This window comes from Idiomarina sp. T82-3 (genome assembly GCF_001577655.1).
In the GTDB taxonomy this organism is placed as follows: domain Bacteria; phylum Pseudomonadota; class Gammaproteobacteria; order Enterobacterales; family Alteromonadaceae; genus Idiomarina; species Idiomarina baltica.
Map to the genome: position 1 here is coordinate 19,703 of NZ_LSBQ01000014.1, position 26,541 is coordinate 46,243.

The 26,541-nt window shown below is 48.1% G+C and carries 22 protein-coding genes; 12 read left to right on the top strand and 10 right to left on the bottom strand.

Annotated features, from left to right (window positions below; translation table 11 throughout):
- Positions 1-2 precede the first annotated feature (2 nt).
- Entirely contained in the window at positions 3-2,423 is a 2,421-nt protein-coding gene (gyrB, locus tag AWU56_RS09175) for a DNA topoisomerase (ATP-hydrolyzing) subunit B (protein ID WP_286682322.1), read from the top strand.
- 76 nt (positions 2,424-2,499) lie between these two features.
- Here gyrB and glyS read toward each other — a convergent pair whose 3' ends face one another.
- Positions 2,500-4,566: a glycine--tRNA ligase subunit beta gene (gene glyS / locus AWU56_RS09180; RefSeq protein ID WP_286682323.1), complete on the bottom strand. Its 2,067-nt coding sequence runs from the start codon at positions 4,564-4,566 to the stop codon at positions 2,500-2,502.
- 2 nt (positions 4,567-4,568) lie between these two features.
- On the bottom strand, positions 4,569-5,489 hold the full coding sequence (gene glyQ, locus AWU56_RS09185; RefSeq protein WP_006954133.1) for a glycine--tRNA ligase subunit alpha: 921 nt from the start codon (positions 5,487-5,489) through the stop codon (positions 4,569-4,571).
- Positions 5,490-5,579: 90 nt separating this feature from the next.
- Here glyQ and AWU56_RS09190 point away from each other — a divergent pair, with 90 nt between their 5' ends.
- Positions 5,580-6,194 carry a DNA-3-methyladenine glycosylase I gene (locus tag AWU56_RS09190; RefSeq protein WP_006954131.1) on the top strand — a complete coding sequence of 205 codons (615 nt, stop codon included), beginning with the start codon at positions 5,580-5,582 and terminating at the stop codon, positions 6,192-6,194.
- A 1-nt stretch (position 6,195) separates the two neighbouring features.
- Positions 6,196-6,675: a GNAT family N-acetyltransferase gene (locus tag AWU56_RS09195; RefSeq protein ID WP_006954128.1), complete on the top strand. Its 480-nt coding sequence runs from the start codon at positions 6,196-6,198 to the stop codon at positions 6,673-6,675.
- 22 nt (positions 6,676-6,697) lie between these two features.
- On the opposite strand, the gene tusA is transcribed toward AWU56_RS09195, so the two are convergent.
- The 3 genes from tusA to fadB form a co-directional block, all read right to left on the bottom strand.
- On the bottom strand, positions 6,698-6,937 hold the full coding sequence (tusA, locus tag AWU56_RS09200) for a sulfurtransferase TusA (RefSeq protein ID WP_006954127.1): 240 nt from the start codon (positions 6,935-6,937) through the stop codon (positions 6,698-6,700).
- A gap of 80 nt (positions 6,938-7,017) precedes the next feature.
- Positions 7,018-8,181, bottom strand: coding sequence for an acetyl-CoA C-acyltransferase FadA (gene fadA, locus AWU56_RS09205; RefSeq protein ID WP_006954125.1), 1,164 nt, complete (start codon positions 8,179-8,181; stop codon positions 7,018-7,020).
- Positions 8,182-8,199: 18 nt separating this feature from the next.
- Positions 8,200-10,356, bottom strand: coding sequence for a fatty acid oxidation complex subunit alpha FadB (gene fadB, locus AWU56_RS09210; protein WP_006954123.1), 2,157 nt, complete (start codon positions 10,354-10,356; stop codon positions 8,200-8,202).
- 134 nt (positions 10,357-10,490) lie between these two features.
- On the opposite strand from fadB, the gene AWU56_RS09215 reads away from it, so the two are divergent.
- Together AWU56_RS09215 and AWU56_RS09220 are read left to right on the top strand one after the other, a co-directional pair.
- The gene (locus tag AWU56_RS09215) at positions 10,491-12,452 is read left to right on the top strand and encodes a transglycosylase SLT domain-containing protein (protein WP_286682324.1); all 1,962 of its coding nucleotides are present in this window, start codon (positions 10,491-10,493) and stop codon (positions 12,450-12,452) included.
- A gap of 14 nt (positions 12,453-12,466) precedes the next feature.
- The gene (locus AWU56_RS09220) at positions 12,467-13,099 is read left to right on the top strand and encodes a YigZ family protein (protein ID WP_006954119.1); all 633 of its coding nucleotides are present in this window, start codon (positions 12,467-12,469) and stop codon (positions 13,097-13,099) included.
- Here the strand turns inward: AWU56_RS09220 and trkA are convergent.
- The 4 genes from trkA to def are packed head-to-tail and all read right to left on the bottom strand — an operon-like array spanning position 13,070 to position 17,246.
- Entirely contained in the window at positions 13,070-14,446 is a 1,377-nt protein-coding gene (gene trkA, locus AWU56_RS09225) for a Trk system potassium transporter TrkA (protein ID WP_071462846.1), read from the bottom strand. The two genes, AWU56_RS09220 and trkA, sit on opposite strands and share 30 nt — an antisense overlap.
- A complete protein-coding gene (gene rsmB, locus AWU56_RS09230) occupies positions 14,443-15,756 on the bottom strand; it encodes a 16S rRNA (cytosine(967)-C(5))-methyltransferase RsmB (protein ID WP_286682325.1) in 1,314 nt (437 codons plus the stop codon). Before rsmB ends, trkA begins: the two co-directional genes overlap by 4 nt.
- The gene (gene fmt / locus AWU56_RS09235; protein ID WP_286682326.1) at positions 15,746-16,720 is read right to left on the bottom strand and encodes a methionyl-tRNA formyltransferase; all 975 of its coding nucleotides are present in this window, start codon (positions 16,718-16,720) and stop codon (positions 15,746-15,748) included. The genes rsmB and fmt overlap by 11 nt, the downstream gene beginning before the upstream one ends.
- Before the next feature lie 4 nt (positions 16,721-16,724).
- On the bottom strand, positions 16,725-17,246 hold the full coding sequence (gene def, locus AWU56_RS09240) for a peptide deformylase (protein WP_272978767.1): 522 nt from the start codon (positions 17,244-17,246) through the stop codon (positions 16,725-16,727).
- A 54-nt stretch (positions 17,247-17,300) separates the two neighbouring features.
- Between def and dprA the strand changes: the two genes are divergently transcribed.
- From dprA to aroE, 6 genes are read left to right on the top strand one after another with little or no spacing between them, the layout of a single operon-like run.
- On the top strand, positions 17,301-18,344 hold the full coding sequence (gene dprA, locus AWU56_RS09245) for a DNA-processing protein DprA (protein ID WP_006954111.1): 1,044 nt from the start codon (positions 17,301-17,303) through the stop codon (positions 18,342-18,344).
- Positions 18,345-18,346: 2 nt separating this feature from the next.
- A complete protein-coding gene (locus tag AWU56_RS09250) occupies positions 18,347-18,820 on the top strand; it encodes a DUF494 family protein (protein ID WP_006954110.1) in 474 nt (157 codons plus the stop codon).
- 21 nt (positions 18,821-18,841) lie between these two features.
- Positions 18,842-19,360 carry a DNA topoisomerase family protein gene (locus AWU56_RS09255; protein ID WP_272978763.1) on the top strand — a complete coding sequence of 173 codons (519 nt, stop codon included), beginning with the start codon at positions 18,842-18,844 and terminating at the stop codon, positions 19,358-19,360.
- Between the two features lie 34 nt (positions 19,361-19,394).
- Entirely contained in the window at positions 19,395-19,949 is a 555-nt protein-coding gene (gene tsaC / locus AWU56_RS09260) for an L-threonylcarbamoyladenylate synthase type 1 TsaC (RefSeq protein ID WP_272978762.1), read from the top strand.
- Positions 19,950-19,962: 13 nt separating this feature from the next.
- Positions 19,963-20,892 (top strand): oxygen-dependent coproporphyrinogen oxidase, encoded by a 930-nt coding sequence (gene hemF / locus AWU56_RS09265; protein WP_272978782.1) that lies wholly within the window; start codon positions 19,963-19,965, stop codon positions 20,890-20,892.
- A complete protein-coding gene (gene aroE, locus AWU56_RS09270; protein ID WP_286682327.1) occupies positions 20,885-21,706 on the top strand; it encodes a shikimate dehydrogenase in 822 nt (273 codons plus the stop codon). Before hemF ends, aroE begins: the two co-directional genes overlap by 8 nt.
- On the opposite strand, the gene AWU56_RS09275 is transcribed toward aroE, so the two are convergent.
- Positions 21,689-23,311 carry a VRR-NUC domain-containing protein gene (locus AWU56_RS09275; RefSeq protein ID WP_286682328.1) on the bottom strand — a complete coding sequence of 541 codons (1,623 nt, stop codon included), beginning with the start codon at positions 23,309-23,311 and terminating at the stop codon, positions 21,689-21,691. The two genes, aroE and AWU56_RS09275, sit on opposite strands and share 18 nt — an antisense overlap.
- 412 nt (positions 23,312-23,723) lie before the next feature.
- Here AWU56_RS09275 and polA point away from each other — a divergent pair, with 412 nt between their 5' ends.
- Complete coding sequence (gene polA, locus AWU56_RS09280; RefSeq protein ID WP_286682329.1) at positions 23,724-26,498, top strand: DNA polymerase I; 2,775 nt, start codon at positions 23,724-23,726, stop codon at positions 26,496-26,498.
- Positions 26,499-26,541 lie beyond the last annotated feature (43 nt).

A 26,541-nucleotide genomic window follows, 5' to 3' on the forward strand; every position in this document is an offset into this window, starting at 1 on the left:
TTATGTCAGATAACAATTACGGCTCTTCGAGTATTAAAGTTCTTAAAGGACTTGATGCGGTGAGAAAGCGCCCGGGAATGTATATCGGCGACACCGATGATGGAACAGGTTTACACCACATGGTCTTTGAGGTGGTGGACAACTCAATTGATGAAGCGCTTGCAGGTCACTGTACCGGTGTTGATGTCCGCATTCATTCAGACGGTTCAGTGTCGGTACGTGACGACGGTCGAGGTATTCCCGTCGACCTTCACGAAGAGGAAGGCGTATCAGCTGCGCAGGTCATTATGACGGTACTTCATGCGGGTGGTAAGTTTGATGACAATTCGTATAAAGTTTCCGGTGGACTGCATGGCGTGGGTGTATCCGTTGTAAACGCCTTGTCTGATAAGTTGAAACTAACGATTAGACGCCAAGGTCACGTTTATGAGCAGACCTATCATCTCGGTGAGCCTGAGACTGACGTACAACAAATAGGCGACACTGACCAAACAGGCACAGAACTTCGTTTTTGGCCGAGCGCTAGCATATTCTCTGATACTGAGTTCCACTATGATATTTTAGCTAAGCGCTTGCGAGAACTCTCGTTTCTAAACTCTGGCGTTGCAATTCGTCTATCGGACGAGCGCGATGACCGCAAAGATGAATTTAAGTATGAAGGCGGAATTTCAGCGTTTGTCACTTATCTTAATAAGGCAAAAACGCCAATTCATCCGAATCCATTTCATTTCACGTCTGAACGTGAGGAAGATGGCATTTCGGTTGAAGTAAGCATGCAGTGGAATGATTCTTTCCAAGAAAATATCTATTGTTATACCAATAATATTCCACAGCGAGATGGCGGTACGCACTTGGCTGGTTTCCGAGCTGCGCTAACGCGTACGCTGAATAGTTATATGGAAAAGGAAGGTTTCACCAAGAAAACCAAAACAGCAGCAACAGGCGATGATGCGCGTGAAGGACTCACGGCTGTTATTTCTGTAAAGGTACCTGATCCGAAGTTTTCATCACAGACAAAAGAAAAACTAGTTTCGTCAGAGGTTAAGTCAGCTGTTGAGCAAGCGATGAATGAACGTTTAGCGGATTTTCTTTTAGAAAACCCGCAAGACTCAAAGCTTATCGTCAACAAAATTGTCGATGCTGCGCGAGCGCGTGAAGCGGCCCGTAAAGCGCGTGAGATGACGCGCCGAAAAGGCGCCTTAGATATCGCAGGCTTGCCTGGTAAGCTTGCGGACTGCCAGGAAAAAGATCCTGCACTTTCTGAACTCTATATTGTGGAGGGTGACTCTGCAGGTGGCTCAGCAAAGCAGGGTCGCAATCGTAAAAACCAAGCGATACTGCCTCTAAAGGGTAAGATTCTTAACGTAGAAAAAGCGCGTTTCGATAAAATGTTGTCTTCACAAGAAGTCGGCACATTAATTACCGCAATGGGTTGTGGTATCGGACGTGATGAATATGATCCCGACAAGACTCGCTATCACCGCATCATTATCATGACCGATGCTGATGTCGATGGCTCTCATATACGTACACTGCTTTTGACTTTCTTCTATCGTCAAATGCCAGAAATCATTGAGCGTGGTTACATTTATATCGCTCAGCCACCGCTTTATAAGGTTAAAAAGGGTAAGCAGGAAACTTACATAAAAGATGACCCTGCTTTAATTCGCTACCTAACAAGCTTGGCGTTAGATAACGCGTCACTCCACCCCACGGCTGAAGCACCTGGAATTGGTGGCGAACATCTTGAGAATCTCGTGAACGGTTATCAATTAGCGCAAGAGACAATTAAGCGTTTGTCACGTCGTATTCCTGAGAAGTTCTTGCAACGTCTATTCTATGCTCCGCGTCTGACCGATGATGCACTGCGTGACAAGGCGTACATGGAAGAATGGGCTCAGCAATTAAACGATGACCTGACTGCACGCGAAGTCGATTCAGCAACTTACACAATATCTTTGCATGAAGATTCTGAGCGTAAGATGTGGCTGCCTACAACGCGTATCCGTCAACACGGTGTTGATACCGATTATCCTCTTAATTATGAATTCTTGATGTCGAAGGATTACGAGCAAATCGTGACAGTCGGCAAGGAAATTCATGCATTAGTGGAAGAGGGCGGCTATGTGACACGTGGTGAAAAACGTCAGCCAGTTTCACACTTTGTTGAGGCGGTCGAATGGTTGATTTCAGAGTCTAAGCGCGGTCTCTACGTACAGCGTTACAAAGGGCTTGGTGAAATGAACCCAGAGCAACTATGGGAAACGACGATGGATCCCGAGACACGTCGTATGCTTCAAGTGACGATTGAAGATGCAATCGGTGCCGACCAGTTGTTTTCAACCTTGATGGGTGACGATGTTGAACCTCGTCGTAACTTTATTGAATCGAACGCACTAAAAGTGGCAAATCTGGATGTATAAAGTACGGTTAAGCTACTGACAAATAAGTATAAAAAAACCCGCTCACTGAGCGGGTTTTTTATTACCGTTATCTCACTTACTGCAATAACGATATATCAGCAACTCGCAAGAACATACCGCGGAGCTGATACAAAAGGTTCAATCGATTTTGGCGGACTGCTGGGTCTTCATCATTAACCATCACGTTTTCAAAGAAATCGTCGATAGGTGACTTTAATGATGCCATTCGTGTAAGTGCACCTTCGTAGTTACCCGCAGCGATTTCCGGCTCAGCACTTTTCTCTGTTTCAGATATCTGCGCTGCTAAAGTTTTTTCCTCTGCGGCCACCAAGAGCGTATGATCAATTTTACCCGTAAGATCGCCTTCGGATTTAGACAGTATATTACCGACACGCTTATTAGCCGCTGAGAGGCTATCTGCCGCATCATGTTGCTTAAATGCATCAACAGCGTGAATGCGGAGGTTAAAGTCGGCAGGGCGTGATGGAGCGCGTGCTAAGACCGCCTGAATAACATCTACAGAGATACCTTGTTCTTGATACCAAGGACGGAAACGACCAATAATGAAGTTAAAGACGTTTTCGCGCACATCATTGTTACTAAGACGGTCACCGAATTCACCGATTGCCGCGTCAATTAACTCGTAAAGGTCGAGGTTTAAGTTAGATTCAACAATGATACGAATTAAACCTAGAGCCGCTCGGCGCAGCGCAAAAGGATCACGATCGCCTTTAGGTGTTTGGCCAATACCAAATATACCCACTAAAGAATCAAGTTTGTCGGCTAATGCAACGGATCGACTTACATCCGAAGTAGGCAAATTGTCGCCCGCAAAGCGTGGCCAGTAGTGCTGTTCAATAGCATCAGCCACTTCAGCATCTAAACCATCATTGAGCGCGTAATGACGACCCATTACGCCCTGTGTTTCTGGGAATTCAGAAACCATATCAGTGACTAAATCTGTCTTACATAACTCACCGGCTAAGCGCGCATGCTGCTCATCGGCATTAAGAGAACCTGCAATTCGAGCACTCAATCTAGAAATGCGTTCAGATTTGTCTTTCATCGTGCCTAGTTGCTTTTGAAACAACACCGTCCCAAGCTTATCGAGCCGCGAGGAAAGCGTTACCTTTTTATCAGATTCAAAGAAGAACTGTGCATCGGCAAGACGCGGGCGAACGACACGTTCGTTACCCTTAATGATTTGCTCAGGATCTTTGCTATCGATATTGGTGATAAAGATGAATACAGGCTTCAATTCACCCTTATCATCTTGGACGGGAAAGTAACGTTGATCGTCTTTCATCGTCACGATAAGCGCTTCTTTTGGCACTGTTAAAAACTGTTCATCAAAACTCGCTGATAGTGCAACGGGCCATTCAACAAGCGCTGATACTTCCTCGACCAAATCCTCGTCAGTTTCGACCGTGCCACCTAACTGTGAAGCGAGGTCATTGATGGAGGTGCGGATTAATTCCATACGTTTTGTTTGGTCGGCGATCACGTGGTGTTTATAAAGTTGCGCTTCGTAATCATCGGCATGCTGAATATCGAAACCATCAGGTGCGTGGAAACGATGCGTATTAATGTGCCGACCGCTTTTAATTCCAAGCAAGTTAGCATTAATGAGTTCATCACCAAACAGTAAGGTTAGGGTATGCACAGGGCGAATGAATTGTGCATCGGAATCGCCCCAACGCATCGGTTTCGGAATAGGAAGTTTCTTTAAAGCATCCTCGACAATGCCTGGCAATACCTGCGCAAGCGATTCGCCTTTAACCTCAGCTTTATGTAACAGCCAAGCACCTTTATCCGTCTCTAAACGTTCGGCTTCGCTCACCTCAATACCATTAGAGCGTGCCCAACCTTGTGCTGCTTTAGTCGGTTGACCCGCTTCATCAAAAGCAACATCTACTGAGGGACCACGTTTTTCGACCACTTTATCTTGTTGTTGGCCTTCTAACGAATTAACCAAAACAGCTAAGCGGCGGGGTGTTGCAAGGGCCTTAATTTCACCAAATGCCAACTCTGCTTTGTTTAAGCCTTCCTCAATACCATGCTTAAAGCTCTCGCTTAACTGCTTGAGTGCTTTCGGTGGAAGCTCTTCGGTTCCTAATTCAACGAGTAAAGTATCCTGCTTCACAACTAAGCTCCTTTCGCTTCCGATGAGGTTTCACATAAAGGAAACCCGAGTGCTTCGCGCGCTTGATAATAGACTTCAGCACATGCCTTAGCCATTGTTCTGACGCGCAAGATATAGCGTTGGCGTTCTGTCACTGAAATAGCGTGACGGGCGTCTAATAAGTTAAAAGCGTGTGACGCCTTCATGACCTGTTCATAAGCGGGTAGTGATAGACCACGTTCGATCAGCACATTACATTCTTGCTCACACTCATCAAAACGACGAAATAGGGTGTCGGTATTGGCAATTTCAAAGTTGTACGTCGATTGCTCAACTTCGTTTTGGTGGAATACGTCACGGTAGAAAATTTTACCACGCGGGCCGTCGGCCCAAACCAAATCATAGATGCTGTCGACACCTTGAATATACATGGCAAGACGTTCAAGGCCGTAGGTGATCTCTCCAGCAACAGGTTTACATTCAATGCCGCCGACTTGCTGGAAGTAGGTGAACTGAGTGACCTCCATACCGTTCAACCAAACCTCCCAGCCTAAGCCCCAAGCACCCAGTGTTGGGCTTTCCCAGTTGTCCTCGACAAAACGAATGTCGTGAGTAAGTGGGTCGAAACCGAGCAACTTAAGTGAGCCAAGATAGAGTTCTTGAATATCCTTTGGTGACGGTTTCATGATGACTTGAAATTGGTAGTAATGTTGCAGTCGGTTAGGGTTTTCACCATAGCGCCCATCGGTCGGGCGACGACAAGGTTGCACATACGCAAAGCTTGCCGGTTCAGGACCCAGTGACCGCAAAAAGGTCATGGGGTGGAATGTACCTGCACCCACTTCCATGTCTAGCGGCTGTACTACCGCACAACCTTGCTGAGCCCAGTAATCTTGGAGGGCGAGTATCAGCCCTTGGAAAGTATTAACGTCGTATTTTGCCATAAGTGTATGCAACCTATTTTTTGGTTGACCAAAGATAATCATGTATGTCTAGATTATACCCTTTGATAAGCCTCGGTTATAGGGGATAAAATGACAAATCAGCAACTCGTTCGCTGTGGTTGGTGTGAAGGCGACAGCGAATACGAGCATTATCACGATACGCTCTGGGGGATGCCGGTTAAGGATCCGCAGGATTTGTTTGCAAAGCTATGTCTTGATGGACAACAAGCGGGATTAAGTTGGCTTACCATTTTACGCAAGTGGGACGCCTACCATGCGCTGTTCCATAACTTTAATCCAGATGCGCTTGTGAGGATGCCAGATTACGAACGTGAAGCACTGTATACCAACCCTGCCATCATTCGTAGCCAAGCGAAAATTGACGCGATATTTACTAATGCGCGTGCATACCTTAAATTGCGTGATAGGGGACAAGACTTTAGCGAATTTTTGTGGAAATTCGTCGACTTTGAACCCACAATTAATGCGTATCAGGCATTATCTGAAGTACCCACTGAAACAACTGCGTCGCGTCAGATGGCAAAAGCCCTAAAAAAAGAAGGCTTTAAATTTGTCGGCCCGACAATTTGCTACGCTTTTATGGAGGCCGTGGGTATGGTGAACGACCATTTGATCGACTGTCATCGCTATGAACCGTGTAAGACAGCGATGGAAACCTTTAGACTGAGCACTAAACGGAAGTGATATGATAGAAATTACCTTGGCTGACTACGCCAACCCAGCACATGCCCAAGCAGTGGTGAATATGCTCGACATGTATGCAAAAGACCCAATGGGGGGCGGAGAAGGAATATCGGAAGAGGTTAAGGATAACCTCATTAAAGAGATGGCCAAACGGGATAACGTATTTTCCTTACTTGCATTCGACGGTGACCAACCTGTCGGCGTTGTGAATTGTGTAGAAGGTTTCTCAACTTTTGCGGCAAAACCGTTGATGAATATCCACGACATTGCAGTGGTCGATGAGTATCGTGGCCAAGGTGTTGCTCAAAAGCTACTTGAAGAAGTTAAAACCTTGGCGCAGTTTCGTGGTTGCGTAAAACTGACACTAGAAGTACTCACCCACAACGACCGCGCTAAAAAGGCATACGAGAACTTTGGCTTCAAGCCTTACGAGCTGGGCGATGTTGGCCAAGCAGAGTTCTGGGAGTGCTATTTAAACTAAATGGGTTGCCAAAGTCGCACGTCTAATCGTGCGACTTTTCTATCCAGTATCGGAATGGTGTGTCTGCAACAGATTGTTGCACTAACTTGTGCTCCATGAACTCACAGAATTGTGGAATGTCGCGTCGCGTGGCAGGGTCATCGGCTATCACCATCAGTACCTGACCCACCGTTAGCTTACGGATCGTGGCACGCACCAACATGACGGGCTCCGGGCATCTCAGACCTAAAGTATCTAATTCTTTATCGACTTTGATTTGCATCGCTCATCGCTCGTATAAGGCAGTCATAAAAAAGCCCATGATACCATAGGTACCATGGGCTTTTATCTATCTAAGAGCGTTTAAACGCGCTCAAATACCGTTGCTATACCCTGACCTAGACCAATGCACATAGTTGCTAAGCCGAGTTTAGCGTCTTTCTCTTCCATTAAGTTAATCAGCGTCGTAGAGATACGGGCGCCAGAACAACCGAGTGGATGACCTAAAGCAATGGCGCCGCCGTTCAAGTTGACCTTGTCTTCCATTTGGTCGAATAGTTTAAGACCTTTAAGTACAGGGAGTGATTGAGCGGCAAACGCTTCGTTAAGCTCAACGACATCGATGTCATCCATACTTACGCCTGCACGTTTCAGTGCCTTTTCGGTCGCTGGCACCGGGCCATACCCCATGATGCTTGGGTCGCAACCTGCGACGGCCATCGAACGGATTTTAACGCGCGGCGTTAAACCTAACGCTTTTGCTTTTTCTGCAGACATGACTAGCATTGCCGCAGCGCCGTCAGATAGTGCAGATGAAGTACCTGCGGTAACCGTCCCGTTAGCAGGGTCGAATACTGGGCGCAGCTGAGCGAGAGACTCCGCTGTGGTTTCCGGACGAATGACTTCATCGGTTGTAACACGAACCAGTTCACCTTTTTCGTTGTGGCCGTTAATTGCATAGATTTCCTTAGCGAAACGTCCCTCAACCGTGGCTTGATGCGCGCGTTGGTGAGAGCGTGCACCAAAGGCATCTTGTTGTTCGCGAGATATACCAAACTTGCGAGACAACAGTTCTGCGGTCATTCCCATGCTCCCCGCAGCGCGTGCCACGGACTTATTCATGCCTGGATGGAAGTCGATGCCGTGGGTCATTGGCACGTGACCCATGTGTTCAACACCGCCCGCCATAAAGATGTCACCGTCGCCATTCATGATTGCGCGTGTTGCATCATGCAGCGCCTGCATTGATGAGCCACATAAGCGGTTTACGGTAACGCCAGCTACCGAGTGCGGAATGCCTGCGATAAGCGCTGAATTACGAGCAATATTAAAGCCTTGTTCAAGCGTTTGCTGAACACAACCCCAATAGATGTCTTCTAGTTCATTGACATCCACCTCGGGATTGCGCTCAAGAAGACCTTTCATCAATGCGGCCGAAAGGTCTTCGGCGCGCGTATGGCGAAAAACGCCATTCTTAGAACGTCCCATTGGGGTACGAATACAGTCTACGATAACTACGTCTTTCATTATAAAATCCTCCTCGCCTTACTTCGCGCTAGTTGTGTCGAAGTAAGATTTGCCCGCTTTCGCCATTTCGCGCATACCGTCAGTCACTTGGTAGATTTCACCTAAGTGCGCGTATTTATCTGCGAGCTTCACAAAATTCTCGATACCCACGGTTTCTAAGTAACGGAAAGGTCCGCCACGGAAGGGAGGGAAGCCAAGACCGTAAAGTAATGCAATGTCTGCTTCTGCAGCTGACCCAATAATGCCTTCTTCGAGACAACGAACGACCTCGTTCACCATTGGGATCATGCAGCGAGCGATAACTTCATCTTTATCTGCTTGCTTACCAGGTTCTGCACCAATGAGTTTATAGGTTTCAGGATCGGCTTCTTTCGTTGGCTTACCTTTCTTATCGGTGCCATACACATAGAAACCTTTGCCGTTTTTCTGACCGTAGCGTTCTGCTTTTGCTAACTGAGCAATTGCGCTACTCTCGTTGCGCGCCATGCGCGATGGAAAGCCATCAGCCATGACCACGGTACAATGATCAGCGGTATCAATACCGACAACGTCGCTTAAGTAAGCAGGGCCCATGGGCCAACCGAACATCTTCTCCATGACCTTATCAATACCAACAAAGTCGATACCTTCGTCGACCATGCCAGCAAAACCAGCTAAGTAAGGAAAAAGTACACGGTTAACGTAGAAACCAGGGCAGTCGTTAACAACAATCGGTGTTTTACCCAACTTCAGTGCGTAAGCGACAACTGCGGCAACGGTTTCGTCGGAGGTTTTTTCGCCACGGATAATTTCAACCAATGGCATTTTATGCACTGGATTGAAGAAGTGCATGCCGCAGAATTTCTCGGGACGCTTGAGGTTTTTCGCCAGTTCCGTGATAGAAATAGTCGATGTGTTTGACGTTAAAATAGCATCGTCGCTGATCACGCCTTCGACTTCTGCTAACACCGAGCCTTTGACTTTTGGATTCTCAACAACCGCCTCAACAACGATATCAACGTCTTTAACTGCGTCGTTTAGTAACGTGGGTGTGATAGAAGAAAGTACCTTAATCATTTTTTCGCTAGATACTTTGCCGCGTTCAACACCTTTTTTAAGGATCTTGCCAGCTTCTTTCATACCCAGATCAAGCGCATCTTGCTTGATGTCTTTCATCACTGCAGGAACGCCTTTGAGGGCTGATTGGTAAGCAATACCGCCGCCCATGATGCCAGCACCCAGTACCGCTGCGGTGTTGATCTCTTTACTTGCTGACTTAGCGTATTTCTTTGATTTTCCTTTAACGGCTTGGTCAGCGAGGAAAATCCCCACTTGTGCGTGGCATGCATCAGTCTGAGTTAAATCAAAGAATGCCTGATTCTCGGCATTTAATGCACCTTCGCGCGCTTCGCGGGCACCGTTTTCAATGGCTTCAATAGCTTTATGAGGCGCGGGGTAGTGTTTACCCGCTTTGGCTGCGACCATACCTTTAGCGGTCACTAAAGTCATGGTTAGCTCAGTATCGTTCGCTTTAAGCGGTTCCAACTTCGGTTGACGCTTAGCTTTCCAGTCTTGTTCGCCTGCAGCAGCTGCTTTAGCCAGATTCAAAGCTGCTTCCGTGAGGTTGTCCGGTTCAACAACAGCATCGACGGCACCCACTTTTAGTGCGTCTAAAGCAGAGTTGTTCTTACCTGTAGTAATCCACTCAAGCGCGTTGTCAGGGCCGATTACACGCGGTAAACGCATCGTGCCACCGAAGCCTGGAATGAGACCTAACTTCACCTCAGGCAAACCAATTGTGGCAGTGCTATCGGCAACGCGATAATCACACGCAAGTAATGCTTCACAGCCACCACCGAGTGCAAAGCCTTTAACGGCACCAACGGTTGGAACCGGCAGGTCTTCTAACTGGTCGAATACGCGTGAAGCTTTTGCGACCCATTCGCGAGTATTCTCAGGGTCTGCAAACATGTTTAAGAATTCAGTGATATCAGCGCCGACGATGAACGTTGGTTTAGAACTGGTGACAATCACACCACGCAAGTCATCGGTTTGTGCTAATTGAGTAAGTGCGTCACTAAACTCTTGTAAGGTTTTTTGGTCAAATTTATTAACCGAGCCTTTGGCATCAAACTGAAGCTCTGCAAAACCCGGCTCTATAAAATCAACCCGGATGCTTTCGCCTTGATAAATCATGTTGGGTCTCCCAAGACATCATTAAATTTTTACGTTTCCAATACTTTATTTGGAAAGTAGTTAAGTTAAAGTAAGAAGAGTGTGGCGCGAAAGCGCTAAATTTTCAACGGTTATTTAAACATGCGTTTGAATCAATGAATAAACTGACGTCTATCATTCGTTACAGCTTATTGGCTTGTTTTCTCAGCACAGTGCACGCTATCGCTGCGCAGCCGGGTGGACAATCCGTAGCCAATGCACCTCAGCAGTCTGCGGATGTTAGCCAACAGCGTGAGCTATTTAAAAAGGCTGAATATGCAGCCCGTCGAGGCCGCATTGCTGAATATAACCAACTTTTAGCCCAGTTGGAAAACTATCCTCTCAAACCTTATCTTGAACTTGAGCGGTTACAGCAGATCGGCTATTTAGCTAACGAAGATAGAGTAGTCAGTTTTCTTGAGCAATATAAAGGTACGCCGTTAGACTGGCAATTGCGTCAGCCGTGGTTAGATTACTTAGCGAAGCAAGGGGAATATCAGCGTTTTATTCGCGATTTTCGACATCCAGGTACGTTAACGCATCAATGCTACCTCATTGAGGCGGAAAGGGCTCGCGGACTCCAGGACGGTCCCTTTATCCGGAAAGTAGACGCGATATGGCGGCATGGATTTTCCGTGCCTTCAGCGTGTGATGGTATTCTGAACGAATGGGCGGACTTAGGCGCGCGTAGCAAAGATAAGGTTTGGCAGAGACTGGTACTTGCCGCAGAGGACGGAAACCCGACTTTAATCCCATATTTGACGAGTTTGTTACCCAACAAAGAACAGTATCTGGGCGATCTTTACTATAAAGTACGCTATTCACCCGCAGCGATTGGTCAGCTATCGAGATTTCGTGGTGTTGATGCTGCTAAAGAAGCACAAATAGCAACGTTTGCGTTGACCAAACTCATTTGGCGAGCAGAAGAGCTCGCACTTAAAGCCTATGAGCGCCTGGTGTCACGTTTGCCATTTACCGCAGCGCAGCGGCACAGAATAGCTGAGGAGTTTGCCGTCGCGTTGAGTTTGAAAGAGCACCCAGAAGCTCGGGTTTGGCATCAAAAAGTACCACCGTCTGAGCTCGATGAGCGCGTTTTACAGTGGCGTCTTGCGGCATACTTGCGTGATCATGACTTCGCGGCCTTAAAGATGACCATTCAAACATTGCCGCCGGCCATATCGGGAGGCAACCAGTGGCAGTACTGGCTTGCTCGTGCTATGGAGGAAACGGGCGATAAGCTTAACGCAAATAAAATCTACTCGGAACTGGCAAAAGAACGCCACTACTATGGCTTTTTGGCCGCGGCGCGTATTGGTGCACCGGTGAGTTTAGAGAAGGACCCGGTCAAGGCGACGCAAACGCAGATAACTACCTTGTTAGAGCGCGATGATGTTAAACGGGCTTATGAATTTCTTCAGTTAGGGCGCGATGTCGATGCCCGCCGCGAGTGGAATCATCTACTCAGTGACATCGACGGTGAGGCATTTAAGACCGCCGCCGTGATAGCCAGTGACTGGGGCTGGCATGATCAGGCCATTTGGACGTTGGCCCAAATTGGTCACTTTGATGCCGTCGAGGTAAGGTTTCCTATGGCTTATAGCGAAATCATCAATCTCTCGTCTGAAAAATACGGTATCGACCCAGCGTGGGCGATGGCAATAACCCGGCGTGAGAGTAGCTTTCGAGCCGATGCCTACTCAGGAGCTGGCGCGCGCGGGCTCATGCAGATCTTGCCCGGTACCGCGAAGTTGCTACGCAATGATGATAGCTTTAAACGTCTCAATACACCGGAAGTTAATGTCGCGCTCGGTACTTATTATTTGAGTCGACTGAAAGAACGCTTTGATGGTAATCATGTGCTGGCTACCGCGGCCTACAACGCGGGTTATTATAAGGTCAAAGATTGGCTGCCCTCTGAGCCGACTGCGCTCGATGAATGGGTCGAGATGATTCCTTATTACGAAACGCGGGACTATGTAAAAGCGGTACTCAGCTATCAACAGATTTATGAACTTCTCAATGGTAAAGAGGTTAATTTATTTGATGCCTTTGCTACCATGAGAGTGAAAGATGACTAACGGTTCAGAAGTACGTGAAAAAAGCTAATTACCTGCGCTTGACGGAAGCCGTTGAGTACGAGATTGAAATTAAAAACAGTCGTTTCATCGCGTCGTTAGCGCCTGTATTGAGCGCGGACGATGTGGCGAACCATATTGCCGACGTTAAGCAACGTTGGACTAAAGCCAATCACTATTGTACTGCATCTGTCGTCGGGAGCCCCTTCGATGATACCTGTTATGCAAGCAGTGATGATGGCGAGCCCAGTGGCACCGCGGGGCGACCAATGCTTAACGTATTAACCCATCATCCGTTAGGTGAGGTTTCTGCTGTTGTCGTGCGTTACTTTGGGGGGATCAAGCTAGGTACAGGTGGTTTACAGCGTGCTTACAGCCAAGCCGTAGCGGAAGCACTCCCGTTCATCAAAACAGCAGAGCGTAAATACCGTGAATACTACAGTTTAGTCTATGAGTACGGGGATCAGGGTGCTGTTGAGAGCATTTTGAGCAGCTGCGAATATAAAGTCATTGAGCAAACATACACTGAGACAGTACATCAAATCATCGCCATTGAGCCTGAATACCGCGCTCAACTCGACAAGCAGTTTCAGGCTCAAACACAAGGGCGCGTAAAGCTTTTAGAAGAACATCGCGCTGGGTTGGAATAATCGTTCGACCTGATCGATGTACTTCTTGTCTAGCAAGAATAGCATCACATGGTCATCAGATTGAATAATGGTCTCGCTATGAGCCATCAGTACTTCGCTACCTCGCACAACCGCGCCGATAGTCGTTCCTGGGGGAAGCTTAATATCTTTAATGGCTTTACCCACCACTTTTGACGTTGATTCATCTCCATGCGCAATCGCCTCAATCGCCTCAGCCGCACCTTTGCGTAACGAGTAAACGTTGACGATATCGCCGCGGCGCACGTGCGTTAACAAGGCGGAAATCGTTGCCCGCTGTGGTGATATAGCAATATCAATCTCACCGCCTTGAACTAAATCGACATAAGCACTGCGTTGGATAAGCACCATGGTTTTGCGGGCGCCCATACGCTTTGCCAGCATCGCCGACATGATATTAGCTTCATCATCGTTGGTTACGGCAATAAAGACATCCGTATCTTCAACGTGTTCTTCTTCTAAAAGCTTTTGATCGGAAGCATCACCTTTGAACACTAATGTGTGTTCAAGTTGCTGCGATAGGGCCTCAGCACGTGTTTCAGACCGCTCGATCAGCTTAACGCGATGATCTGCCTCAAGCTGTTTGGCAAGGCCGGCACCAATATTACCACCGCCCACAATCATAATTCGGCGGTATCGATTTTCGAGTTTTTGCAACTCTTCCATGACGCGGTTTACATGACGCGTATCGGCAATGAAAAATACTTCGTCATCCGCTTCAATGACGGTTGTACCGGTAGGTCGAATCGGCTTACCTTGGCGGTAAATAGCCGCCACCCGCGTATCGATATTGGGCATGTGCTCTTTGAGTGTTGAGATAGCATGACCGACCAGCTTGCCTCCGTAATACGCTTTTACGGCCACCAAACTGGCTTTGCCTGAGGCAAACTCCATGACCTGCAGTGCGCCCGGGTAGTCAATCAACTTACGAATATAGTTAGTGACGAGTTGCTCCGGTGAAATGATGTAATCCACCGGTGCGTCGTTCTTGTGAAACAATTGATCACGGTACCGAATGTACTCTTCAGAGCGAATACGAGCGATTTTAGTCGGCGTATTAAAGATTGAGTAGGCGACCTGACAGGCAATCATGTTGGTTTCATCACTGCTTGTTACAGCGATTAATAAATCGGCATCTTCGGCGCCGGCGCGACGCAACGTGTCTGGATGAGAGCCATGACCTACAACAATACGTAAATCGTACTTATCTTGAAACGACTCTAGCAGTTCGGCATTAGTATCGACGAGTGTAATGTCGTTACGTTCGCCGACAAGGTTTTCAGCGAGCGTTCCGCCAACCTGACCTACACCCAATATAATTATTTTCATGACAGTTTTTCTATCTTCGCGTAAAAGAATCCGTCACCATCATTTTCGCCTGGTAGAAGCTGTAACATGGGACGGTTCGCCTCAATAGCTATAAGGTTAGCATCGGAATGCTGACCGAGGAAGTGCGATATTTGCTCACTATTTTCCTCGGGCAAGATAGAGCACGTGGCATATATGAGCTGGCCTCCAGGCTTTAATGTAGGCCAAAGGCGCTCTAACATGCTTTGCTGTAACTCAACAAGCTGATCGATATCTGATGAACGGCGCAACCACTTGATATCTGGATGGCGACGAATGACACCCGTAGCGGAGCAGGGGGCATCTAACAAAATACGGTCAAAAGGCTGCTTATCCCACCAACTATCAAGATCTAAAACGTCGGCACAAACCACTTCACATGAGAGGTCGGCGCGATATAAGTTTTCACTGACGCGCTCAAGGCGCTGCTCATCAACGTCAATAGCGATTAAGGGTGTTTGAAACTCGGTGCGTTCAAGCAGGTGAACCGTTTTCCCGCCGGGTGCTGCGCAGCAATCAAGCACTCTGTGCTCGGGTTGGGCGTCTACCATATCCGCTGCTAGTTGTGCTGAACGGTCCTGAACTGAGACCCAGCCTGCTTCAAAATGCGGGAGTTTAGTCACTGGCACCGGTTTAACAAGTCGAATCGCATCGCTTGCCTGACTGTCGGCAACGGCTTCAATACCGTTCTCAGCTAACAGTGCAGTGTAGTCAGTCACGTTAGTGTGGCGTCGGTTTGCGCGGAGCCAGAGTGGTGGCTGACTATCATTCGCTGTGAAAACAGCTTCCGCTTTTTCACCGTAGGCAGCTTTAATTTTTTCTCTAAGCCAACGCGGATGGTTAACACCTTGCGCGCTTGGCAGGTCGCGTTCGCCATCATCGTTACGAGCAGGCGCTTCACGTAAAACTTGACGTAAAACCCCATTCACCAAACCACTTAATGCTTTACGTTTTAATAATTTGCTTGCCTCAACAGTGGCGCTCACCGCTGCGTGATCTTTAGTTCGCAACTTAAACAGTTGGTAAGTACCCACTAACAGTAGCGACTGGATAATTTGGTTTTTGCCCTTCAAGGGTTTATCTAACTTGCCGCTGACTTTCTCAGTCAACACGGGTAAGTAGCGCATGACACCATAACTAATCGCTTGTGCGAGGCGCTTATCTTCCGCGGATAACTGCTCACTATAGGAGGTTAATGCTTGAGTCAGTGACTGGCCTTGTTCCAGTACTGCGTGGATAGCTTGAGCGGCGACAGCGCGACTGTGCGCGCCCGTCGATGTGTTAGTCGACATTGGTTAAATTAACCCCAATTGCAAAGGTGGTGGCATACCCATTCAATAGGTCACTCACGGGTAACGGCTTTTTACCGGGTAACTGCAATGAGTGAAGGGTTAAGGCACCTTGTGAGCAGGCAACGGTAATACCCGCAGGTGAACAGTCGATAATGGTGCCTGGCGCTGAGCGTTGATCAGTTTGGCTAACGCTGGCTTGATGAACCTTAACAGTGCGTTGGCCGGGTTTACCGCCAGGAAGCTCAAACCAAGCAAACGGCCAGGGATTAAATGCACGTACATTTCTCTCGAGCTGGGTCGCGTCCGACCAGTCAATTTTGCCTTCGTCCTTACTCAGTTTTTTTGCGTACGTCGCGGCATCGTGGTTTTGAACTTCCGCGCGTTCACGGTAGCTTTCAATATCGTCCAATGTGGTTACCAGTGCACGGGGTCCGAGTTGAGCGAGTTTTTTATAAAGCGAAGCGGATGTCTCTTGTGCATCAATGGCACAACGCTCAACGTGAAGGACTGGACCCGTGTCGAGTCCTTTTTCCATTTGCATAACGGCAACACCGGAAGCCTCATCGCCCGCCCAAATCGAGCGTTGGATAGGTGCCGCCCCACGCCAACGTGGTAGCAGCGAACCATGCACGTTAATACATCCATACTTGGGCGTGGTCAAAATAGGTTCTGGCAACAATAAGCCATAAGCGACAACGACCATCACGTCGGGACGATACTCCGCGAGTTGCTGCTGAGCCAACGCTGTGTTTAGTTTTTCGGGTTGCTCCACTGCAATCGCGTGTTCAAGAGCCAGCTCTTTGACAGCACTGGGCTGTAGCTTTTTCCCTCGTCCGGCTTTGCGGTCCGGTTGGGTATAAACCGCAACGACTTCGTGATCACTGTTAAGTAGCGCCGCTAAATGGTCGGCTGCAAATTCAGGTGTACCCGCAAAAACAATACGTAATGGTCTGTGTGTGCTCAATCGATTAGGCTCCAGTGCTTAATTTTTCTTGCAAACGTTGCTCTTTCTCGAGTTTCTTACGAATTCGTTCACGTTTAAGCGGTGACAAGTAATCGACGAACAGTTTGCCATCTAGGTGATCAATTTCGTGTTGCACACAGATGGCTAATAAACCTTCCGCATCCATTGAGAATCGCTCACCATTTTTATCCAACGCTTGCACGGTAATACTTTCTGCACGCTCAACTTTAGCAAAAACGTTCGGAAACGACAGGCAACCCTCTTCGTTGGTGAAATGACCCTCAGAGCGTGTAATCTCAGGGTTAATAAATACTAAGGGTTCGTTCTGATTTTCACTACAGTCAGCGACGAATAAACGTTGATGAACGTCTACTTGAGTAGCCGCTAAACCGACGCCTTGAGATTCATACATCGTCTCAAACATATCGTCAATTGTGGCGCGTAGCTCATCGTCAACCTGTTCGATAGGCTGCGCAACAGTGCGTAAGCGCTCATCGGGGTACTTAAGTACCGTTAACTTAGTCATTCCAAAATCTCCTTCGCTTTAACTACTTTTATTTTACCTTAAATTGGGGGAGGAATGACAGCCGTGCAGTATCATGAACTTGCTTTATTAATGAGTCTCAACAAAGCGCCAATCGCTGTACAGCGGGAATGTAGAGAGTCTGAGCAGCTAGAAGCGATTGAAGATCGATGTCTGCAATCGATTAAGTCGGTGCAGAGAGCTTACGTACTTCAGGCAATGCATTGGCTGGAAAACGATAACTGTGGTGTCGTGGGCTGGTTTGATGACCAATATCCCAAACTTTTAAGAACCATAGAGCGCCCGCCTATGGTGTTATTTTATAAAGGGCGTACTGAACTACTATCCCAAGCGAGTGTCGCCATGGTCGGTAGTCGAAAGGCGAGTCACTATGGTATTCAGGTTACCGATCAGCTGGCTCGGGAATGCGCGCAATCAGGGTTAGCTGTTGTGAGTGGCTTAGCGATGGGCATCGATGCGGCGGCGCATCGCGCAGCGTTAGACTATGGGGCGACCATCGCGGTATTAGGCACCGGCATCGATCAGATCTATCCGCGTAGAAATCGAGAGCTCTATGAGTTGATCAGCCATCAGGGGTTAATCATCAGTGAGTTTTCACCAGGCACGCCAGCACGCATGGATCATTTTCCGCGTCGCAACCGTATTATAAGTGGAATGTCGAAGGGTGTCGTTGTGATTGAAGCCGCACGACGCAGTGGGTCCATTTCTACCGCATTGTCTGCGTTGCGAGAAGGACGTGAAGTGGGTGCGGTTCCGAACAGCGTTTTTGCTAAGTCGCAGGAAGGGTGTCACTGGTTGTTGAAAGAGGGTGCTCATTTGATCACGTGTGCAAGTGATATCTTGTCTTGGTTTGACATCAGTGCGAGTGAACCGAGTCAGCAAACAAGATGTACAATTCCTAAACACTTGGCAAACAATCCATTGTTCGCTAATGTGAGCAATGACCCAGTGAGTTTAGATGAGCTGGTTGAACGAACGGGGTTATCGGTTGCTGAGGTAAGCGAACAATTATTATTACTTGAGCTTGAAGGACTGATTACAGCAATTCCGGGTGGTTACATAAAAGTGGGGAGGCGCTAACCATGTTTGATATCCTCATGTACTTGTTTGAGAACTATATACATTCCGACTCTGAAGTTGTGGTTGACCACGATGAGTTGACGGACGAACTCGCCCGGGCCGGATTCCATCGGCAAGAAATCCAAAAGGCGTTAGCGTGGCTTGAACGCTTGGCGGATTTGCAGGAAACAGAGGCTAAGACCTATCTCAACGTCACACCTGTTGCTTCAATGCGGGTCTATACGGAAATTGAGTGCAGTCGGTTAGATACTCAATGTCGTGGGTTTTTAACTTATCTCGAAAACCTGGGCGTATTGGATTTTAGTACCCGAGAAATGGTCGTTGATAGAGTGATGGAGCTTGAAACCAGTCGATTTAGTCTCGACGATCTCAAGTGGGTTGTGCTTATGGTATTATTTAACCTACCAGGGCGTGAAGCGGCCTACGATAAGATGGAAGGTTTGCTATTTGAGGAGCCGGAGGGGCCGCTGCACTAATCTACTTAAGGATATAGAGTCATGCAGGCGTGTCCGAAATGCGGCCGAGAGCTGGTTGTAAAGCACAAAGGTCAGCAGAGTTTTTTGGGGTGCAGTGGCTACCCCGATTGTGAGTATACCCAAGGGCTTCGCGAACAATCAGAGATTGAGCCGGAGAGCTTGGGTGTGCCTTGTCCCCAATGCGGCAATGACTTGCAGTTAAAAAGCGGGCGGTTTGGGCTTTTTGTTGGTTGCAGTAATTATCCAGACTGTGACTTTATTGCTGAGGATCCAACTCAACGAGAACAGGACTCGGTTCCGTGTCCTGAGTGTGAGAAGGCTGGCCGAAAAGGTCGAGTTGTTGCAAAGACGGGTCGTTCAGGTAAACAGTTTTTTTCTTGTGATCAGTTTCCAACCTGCGATTTTTCATTGCCATTGCCCCCCGTTAAGGAAGCCTGTCCCGAGTGTGACTTCCCCTTGTTAATGCGAAAGCGCAGTCAGGGCTCCGAGCGACTTGTTTGTCCGCAAAAGCACTGCGACTACCGCTCCAAGCCGCTATAATACGCTTAGTTTTTAGTTTTAGAGAGGAACTCCAGTGTCAGCACTCGATATTGAATCAGCGCGTTCGGCGCTACTGAATGGTGTAATCGCGTACCCAACTGAAGCAGTGTTCGGTTTAGGCTGCGATCCACGCAATGAGGAAGCGATCCGCAAGATTTTAACTTTGAAAGACCGTCCCGAGGACAAAGGGCTTATTCTTATCGCCGCTGACTACAGTCAGCTGACGCCTTATGTTAAGGACTCTGCCATCGGTCAAGATAAGCGCTTTAGCGTGCTATCACATTGGCCTGGCCCGGTGACTCTGATTCTTCCCGCACGCGATACGGTTTCACCATTGCTGACCGGTGGACGAGATACCATTGCAGTGCGTGTTACAGCCTATGAGCCCGTGCGAGAGCTTTGCCGAAAGCTAGGTACTGCATTGGTATCTACTAGCGCCAACCCCAGCGGTAAAGAGCCCGCTAGAACAGCATCCGAAGTGAGTGATTACTTCGGCGATAATATCGACTGGGTTTGGGATGAAGAAACCGGTGGCGCAGAGCAACCCTCTAAAATCATCGATCCATTTAATAACACCGTGTTGAGGTAAGGTTTTTGTCATGATGGAACAGACTATGTTGCAGCCGGTATTGAATTACCTGCTCAGCTTGCAAGATAGTATTTGCCAACAATTGGAAGCTGTTGATGGTGGAGGACGTTTCCAACAGGATGAGTGGCAGCGGGAACAAGGTGGTGGCGGTCGTTCTCGAGTTATGAAAGAGGGCGCAACTTTTGAACAGGCTGGCGTGGGCTTTTCGCATGTTTACGGTGAACAGTTGCCTAAGAGTGCAACGGCGCACCGGCCCGAACTTGAGGGTCGTGACTTCAATGCCTGCGGCGTGTCTTTGGTCATTCATCCACGTAACCCCCATGTACCGACCGTTCATCTTAACGTCCGGTTCTTTATTGCCGAAAAGGAAGGTGAAGACCCCGTTTGGTGGTTTGGTGGAGGCTTTGACTTAACACCTTATTACCCCTACACCAACGATTGCATTGAGTGGCATAAAAAAGCGAAAGCATCGCTCGATAAAGTAGACCCTGCACTCTATGACAAATACAAAGTGTGGTGTGATGATTATTTCTATTTGAAACATCGAAATGAAGCGCGTGGCATCGGCGGTATTTTCTTTGACGACTTGAACGATCGATCGTTTGACGAGGCATTTGACGTAATCAAAGCGGTTGGCGATGCTTTTTGTGAAGCTTACGTGCCTATCGTAGAACGTCGCAAAGAACACGAATACTCAGAGCATCAACGTCAATTTCAATTGTATCGCCGTGGTCGTTATGTTGAATTTAATCTAGTCTGGGACCGAGGTACCCTGTTTGGCTTACAAACCGGTGGTCGAACCGAGTCAATTCTGATGTCGATGCCCCCGTTAGTGCGGTGGGAGTATGACTGGCAACCGCAGCCTGATTCAGCCGAGGCCGCACTGACGGAATACTATTTGCTACCGCGGGATTGGGCTGCCATGGACTATGTTGATGAGTGATAAGTTAGGCGTTTTCGGTAATCCAATTAAACACAGTCTTTCACCGAGAATACACAGCTTATTTGCTGAGCAAACCGGGCGCAGTGTTGATTACCAGCGTCTATTAGTCAGCCCTCACGGTTTTCCTAAAGCGGTAGCTCGGCAATTTTCGCAAGGCTTAGCTGGCGCCAATGTAACGGTGCCATTTAAGCAGGTGGCGTATCAGCTTGTAACTCAACATATGGGTTCTGCGGCACACAGCGGTGCCGTTAATACGCTTATTAGCGCGCCTCATGGTGGCCTGATCGGTGCCAATACCGATGGCGACGGCTTAGTCGCTGCGCTGAAGTCGAAAGGTGTCAGTTTGGCGGGACGCCGTATTCTCCTGCTCGGGGCCGGCGGCGCGAGTCGCGGTGTCATGCCAGCGCTTAATGCCGAGAAGCCCGATGTGATTTGGGTGTGGAACCGCACAGTGGAACGTGCCGAGCAACTTGCTTCGCTATTTAATTCGGCGCAGGCGTTACGGCATTGGTCTGATGCGCGTAAACCTGACCTCATTATTAATGCAACCAGTGCAAGTCTGTTTGGCGAGTCGTTGGCGCTCCCCGAGCATGTCATTGATACCGATACTCTTGGTTATGACATGGTTTACAGCCGTGATGCGACGGCTTTTCAAAGTCAGTTCAAGGCATCCGGTGGTGGTGTTTGTTTTGATGGTTTAAGAATGCTCGTGGAACAAGCGGCGGTCAGCTTTAGCCTTTGGTTTTCCTGTGACAAACCTAAAACCGAAACCATCTATCATCAGTTGCGTAATGAGCTAGCCAAGCTTGACTAATGCGAGGTTGGCATTCACACCGATCTCGTTAAGTGCTCTCAGCCAACGGATTTGATTTGGGCGTAATGTGTCGCCTGGACCTTTAACTTCGATCAGCATGACCTGTTTATCGCGATACAACCATAAGTCGGGAAAGCCGGCGCGATTGTTGTGTACGTCGCGAGCGATACGCTCAAAAATAGCCGCCCATTGCTGACCTTGGAGGCGTAACCACCAATCTGTGAGCGTACTCTTATCAACACCGGGCCAGTAAATAAACGGATTCGCGAGACCTATTTTTTCATCGATAACCTGATTAATACGTTGCGTTACGGTGTCGGGGCTGTGCTTGATTTCATCAAGTCGTTTCTTTATTAATGCTTCGCGGCGATGATAAAACTCATGACTATTGAGATCTCTGGGGCCTCGCTGAAACGGGTGAACAAAGGCCCCTTCAATATCTTCGAATACGATATCCCAAAAAATAATACCAAACAGTGTTTGTGGAATCGTGTTCTCGTGATGTCCGCCTTGCCAGCCTTGCTGCTCAAAGTAAGTTAACGTTTCTGCTTCTATTGAGGTTCCCCTTGATGCAAAGCTTAAATGGTACGTTTCAGGCTCGATTTGCTGTGCCTTAGGCTCAGCAAACCAACGTGACAATAATTGCTCAGCAATAGCGTGCTCTGGGTCGTTCCATGGGTCCTTTGCCATTTGATTCAGGGTCGAATAAGCCTGCTTATTGTTACCTTGCTTTCTGTAAATTCTTGCCATTCGTTCGCGGGCAGGGGGGCGAAATGACTGCTGATAAATCTTTAGAGCATCGTCGAGTGCATCGGCTCGTTCACAGTCCCGCGCGAGCTTATTGCAGAGTCGGCTATAGGCGCCCCGAAATTTCTTCCATCCTTGATGATTTGCTGCGCGTTTATACCAGTCGCGGATAATACGTATACGCTCAGTTAAGCCTTCTGTATCGGAGTAACGCTGGCGAAACGCACTCATCGCATGGTAGTTAGCAACATCCTCAGAACTATTGAATAAGCTTTTAGGTCGAATCGTGTAGGTTTCATAACGAACATGACCGAGTGCTGTCTTAATAAACTCGGTGAGATCTTGATGCGCGTTGCCAAAAAATAGTAGCGATAAGCGATCAAAGTTTGCTTGTTGTGTTAACGCATACCATTGCAGTTGAGCTGCGACTAGCCATGGCGTTGGACATGCCCGTAATGCCTCGAGAATGTCGGCTTTCTTAGCCGATGCAGAGAGCGTGCAGCCGTTTTCTCGCGCCAACTGCAGTAGTTCGGCGCGCTTTAACAGCTCAAGTCCTTCAGGACTATCAATCTTATGATATACGTTCAGCCAGCCCTCACGCTCAAGCGCGGCGAGTGCTCGATCGAGGTTGATTTCGGAGTAACTTAGGGCATCCCCCCGAAATTGTTGACCGCGGCGACTCGATAACCGAATCCATAGTTTTTGTGCGTCAGTGTTGAGCAACTCATAGCGTGCGAGTGTCAGCCGTGTCTCTTCATCCAACAGCGTATCGTGGTGGTGTCGCACCCAACGCAAGATAGTATTGAAGTTCTGCCAATAGTAATCGGGCTGATCAACATCAGCGGGTTCCCAACGCATTGAATTCTCGATATATAAGTTAGTCGATTATAAAGGTACGCTTAGTTTGGAAGAAAAGAGTATAAAAAAACCGACAGTGTGACTAGACCTTGTCTCATTTTGTGGTAGTCTACTTAGTCTGCTCGATTCGACATGTAGTCTGGCCTCGAAAAATCGGGTAGCAAAAATAAGTTTCCACAGCGAAACAAATAATAAGAAGTAGGGCACATAGGGTAGCCCGCCGTTTGAAAATCCCTTTTTAAATCAAGCAGTTACAACCAATCGAGCACACGATAACCATTTGGTTCTATTCGTGGGGCGAGCTATTGTCAACAGATTTATCCACAGCGTATCCACATTGACTGACTAGCCTTGTTTCAACGCCTATGGCATCCTTAGCCTATTAATTTTTAGATCAGCGAGAATCGCATTCATGGCGCAGACAGTACCTGAGAATCCTTTCATTTTAGTCGATGGCTCCTCGTATTTATTTCGAGCTTTTCATGCTCCGCCACATTTGACCAACTCAGCCGGAGAACCCACGGGTGCAGTTTATGGCGTCGTTAATATGCTGCGCAGCTTGCTTAAGCATTACAAGCCGTCGCATATGGCGGTGGTATTCGATGCCAAAGGCAAGACGTTTCGCAGCGATATCTATGATGAATATAAAGCTCATCGGCCGCCAATGCCGGACGACTTGCGCACGCAAATTGAACCCTTACATGCCATTGTTAAGGCAATGGGACTGCCATTATTGTGTGTTGAGGGCGTCGAGGCGGATGACGTGATTGGCACGCTGGCTAAACAAGCCGGTGATAAGGGTCGATTTACGCTGATAAGCACCGGCGACAAGGATATGGCGCAACTGGTTAATGAGCATGTCATGTTGATTAATACCATGACAGATACGTTGCTTGATGAGTCAGGCGTGATCGAGAAATTTGGTGTAAAACCGAACCAAATTATCGACTACTTGGCGTTGATGGGCGATAGCTCAGATAATATTCCGGGTCTTCCCAAGGTTGGTGAGAAAACAGCGCAGGCGATGCTTCAAGGTATTCCAAGCATCGACAAAATCTACGAAGATATTGATGCGGTGACAGAATTGGGCTTTCGGGGCGCTAAATCAATGCCGAAGAAGTTGGAAGAATTCAAAGACCAACTGTTGATGTCGCGTGAGTTAGCAACTATCAAGTGTGATGTTGAGCTCGAGTGCGGCCCCGATGCGTTAACGATTGAGCCGGCGGACACCGATCAGTTACAAACGCTGTATGGCAAAATGGAATTTCGTCGTTGGCTGAACGAGCTATTAGAAACCGGCGCGGCAACGGATCAAGCCTTAGGCGAAGCGAGTCCTGCCGAAGAGCAAAGCGAACAGTTCAGTTTTAACCGCGATGCGTACAAGACGTTATTTAATGAAGAAGAAGTCTCTGATTATATTGAGCAATTAAAATCAGCAGACGTTATCGCATTTGATACTGAGACCACCAGCCTTAACTATATGGAAGCGCAACTCGTCGGCGTTTCGTTTTCAATAGCGGAAGGCGAAGCGGTTTACATACCGGTGGCACATGATTACGTCGGGGTCGAAGAGCAAGTGGATCGTGACTGGTTGTTAAAAGTCTTAAAACCACTACTCGAAGATTCCAGTATTGCCAAAGTAGGTCAGAATCTTAAGTACGATGCGCACATTCTACGCCGTTACGGTATTAAGCTTCGTGGTATCAAAAATGACACCATGTTGGCGTCGTACGTTTATAATAGTGTCGGTTCGCGTCACGATATGGACACGCTCAGCCTTCAATATTTGAATCATAAGCCGATTAAGTTCGAAGAGATTGCGGGCAAAGGAGCAAAACAGCTTACTTTTAACCAAATTGAGCTGGCGCAGGCAGCACCTTATGCTGCGGAAGATGCCGATATTACGTTGCGGTTGCATCATATTCTATGGGACAAAGTCCACCAGACCGGTGAGCAGCTCGCTTCTGTGTTAACCGATATTGAGGTGCCTCTGGTCAGTATTCTAACCGACATGGAAGAGTACGGCGTAAAAGTTGATGCTGAAATGCTCGGTAAACAGAGTGAAGAGATCGCTAACAAGCTAGATGAACTCGAGCAAAAAGCCTTTGAAATTGCTGGTGAAGAGTTCAACCTCGGTTCACCTAAGCAACTGCAGCAAATTTTGTTTGAAAAGCTTGAGCTACCGGTCATCAAAAAAACGCCGAAAGGCGCACCGTCGACCGCTGAGGAAGTGTTGCAAGAGCTGGCGCATGACTACCCTCTGCCGGATGTGATTTTGCAGCATCGTAGTTTGGCTAAATTGAAGTCGACCTACACCGATAAATTACCGCGTATGATTAACCCCGACACTGGACGCGTGCATACTTCGTATCAGCAAGCTGTCGCCGCGACGGGTCGATTGTCATCTACTGAACCTAACTTACAGAATATTCCGATTCGTACGCCCGAAGGGCGCCGTGTTCGCCAAGCCTTTGTGGCTGAGGAAGGCTTTACGGTCGTAGCTATCGACTACAGTCAGATAGAGCTCAGAATCATGGCGCATTTATCGCAAGATGCCTCGCTGCTAAGAGCCTTTGCCCAAGGCCAAGACATTCACCGTGCGACGGCCAGTGAAGTGTTTGGTTGTAGCTTAGAGGACGTCACTGACGAACAGCGCCGCCGAGCTAAGGCGGTTAACTTTGGTTTGATATACGGTATGTCTGCGTTTGGGTTATCGCGCCAACTCGATATTCCTCGACATGAAGCGCAAGCCTACATGGACAAGTACTTTGAGCGTTTCCCGGGTGTTTTAGAATATATGGAAAATACCCGCGAAACAGCGAAGAAACAGGGTTATGTATCGACACTCTTTGGCCGTCGTTTACCGCTTCCCGAAATCAAAGCATCTAATGGTGCTCGTCGCAAAGCAGCCGAGCGCGCAGCGATTAACGCACCGATGCAAGGTACAGCGGCCGATATCATTAAGCGAGCAATGATTAAGGTAGGCGACTGGATCGATGAAAAAGGCTGTCAGTCAGATGTTCGGATGCTGATGCAGGTGCACGATGAATTAGTTTTTGAAATTCGTACAGAACATGCCGAGAGTTATGCCAAAGCCCTTGCTGATGTGATGGGTGAGGCGGCTGACTTGGATGTGCCACTGCTTGCTGAGTATGGCTTTGGCGCGAACTGGGATGAGGCGCATTAATTTTTTTGAGAAATTTTGAACTTTCTTAATTAGGGCGACTCTG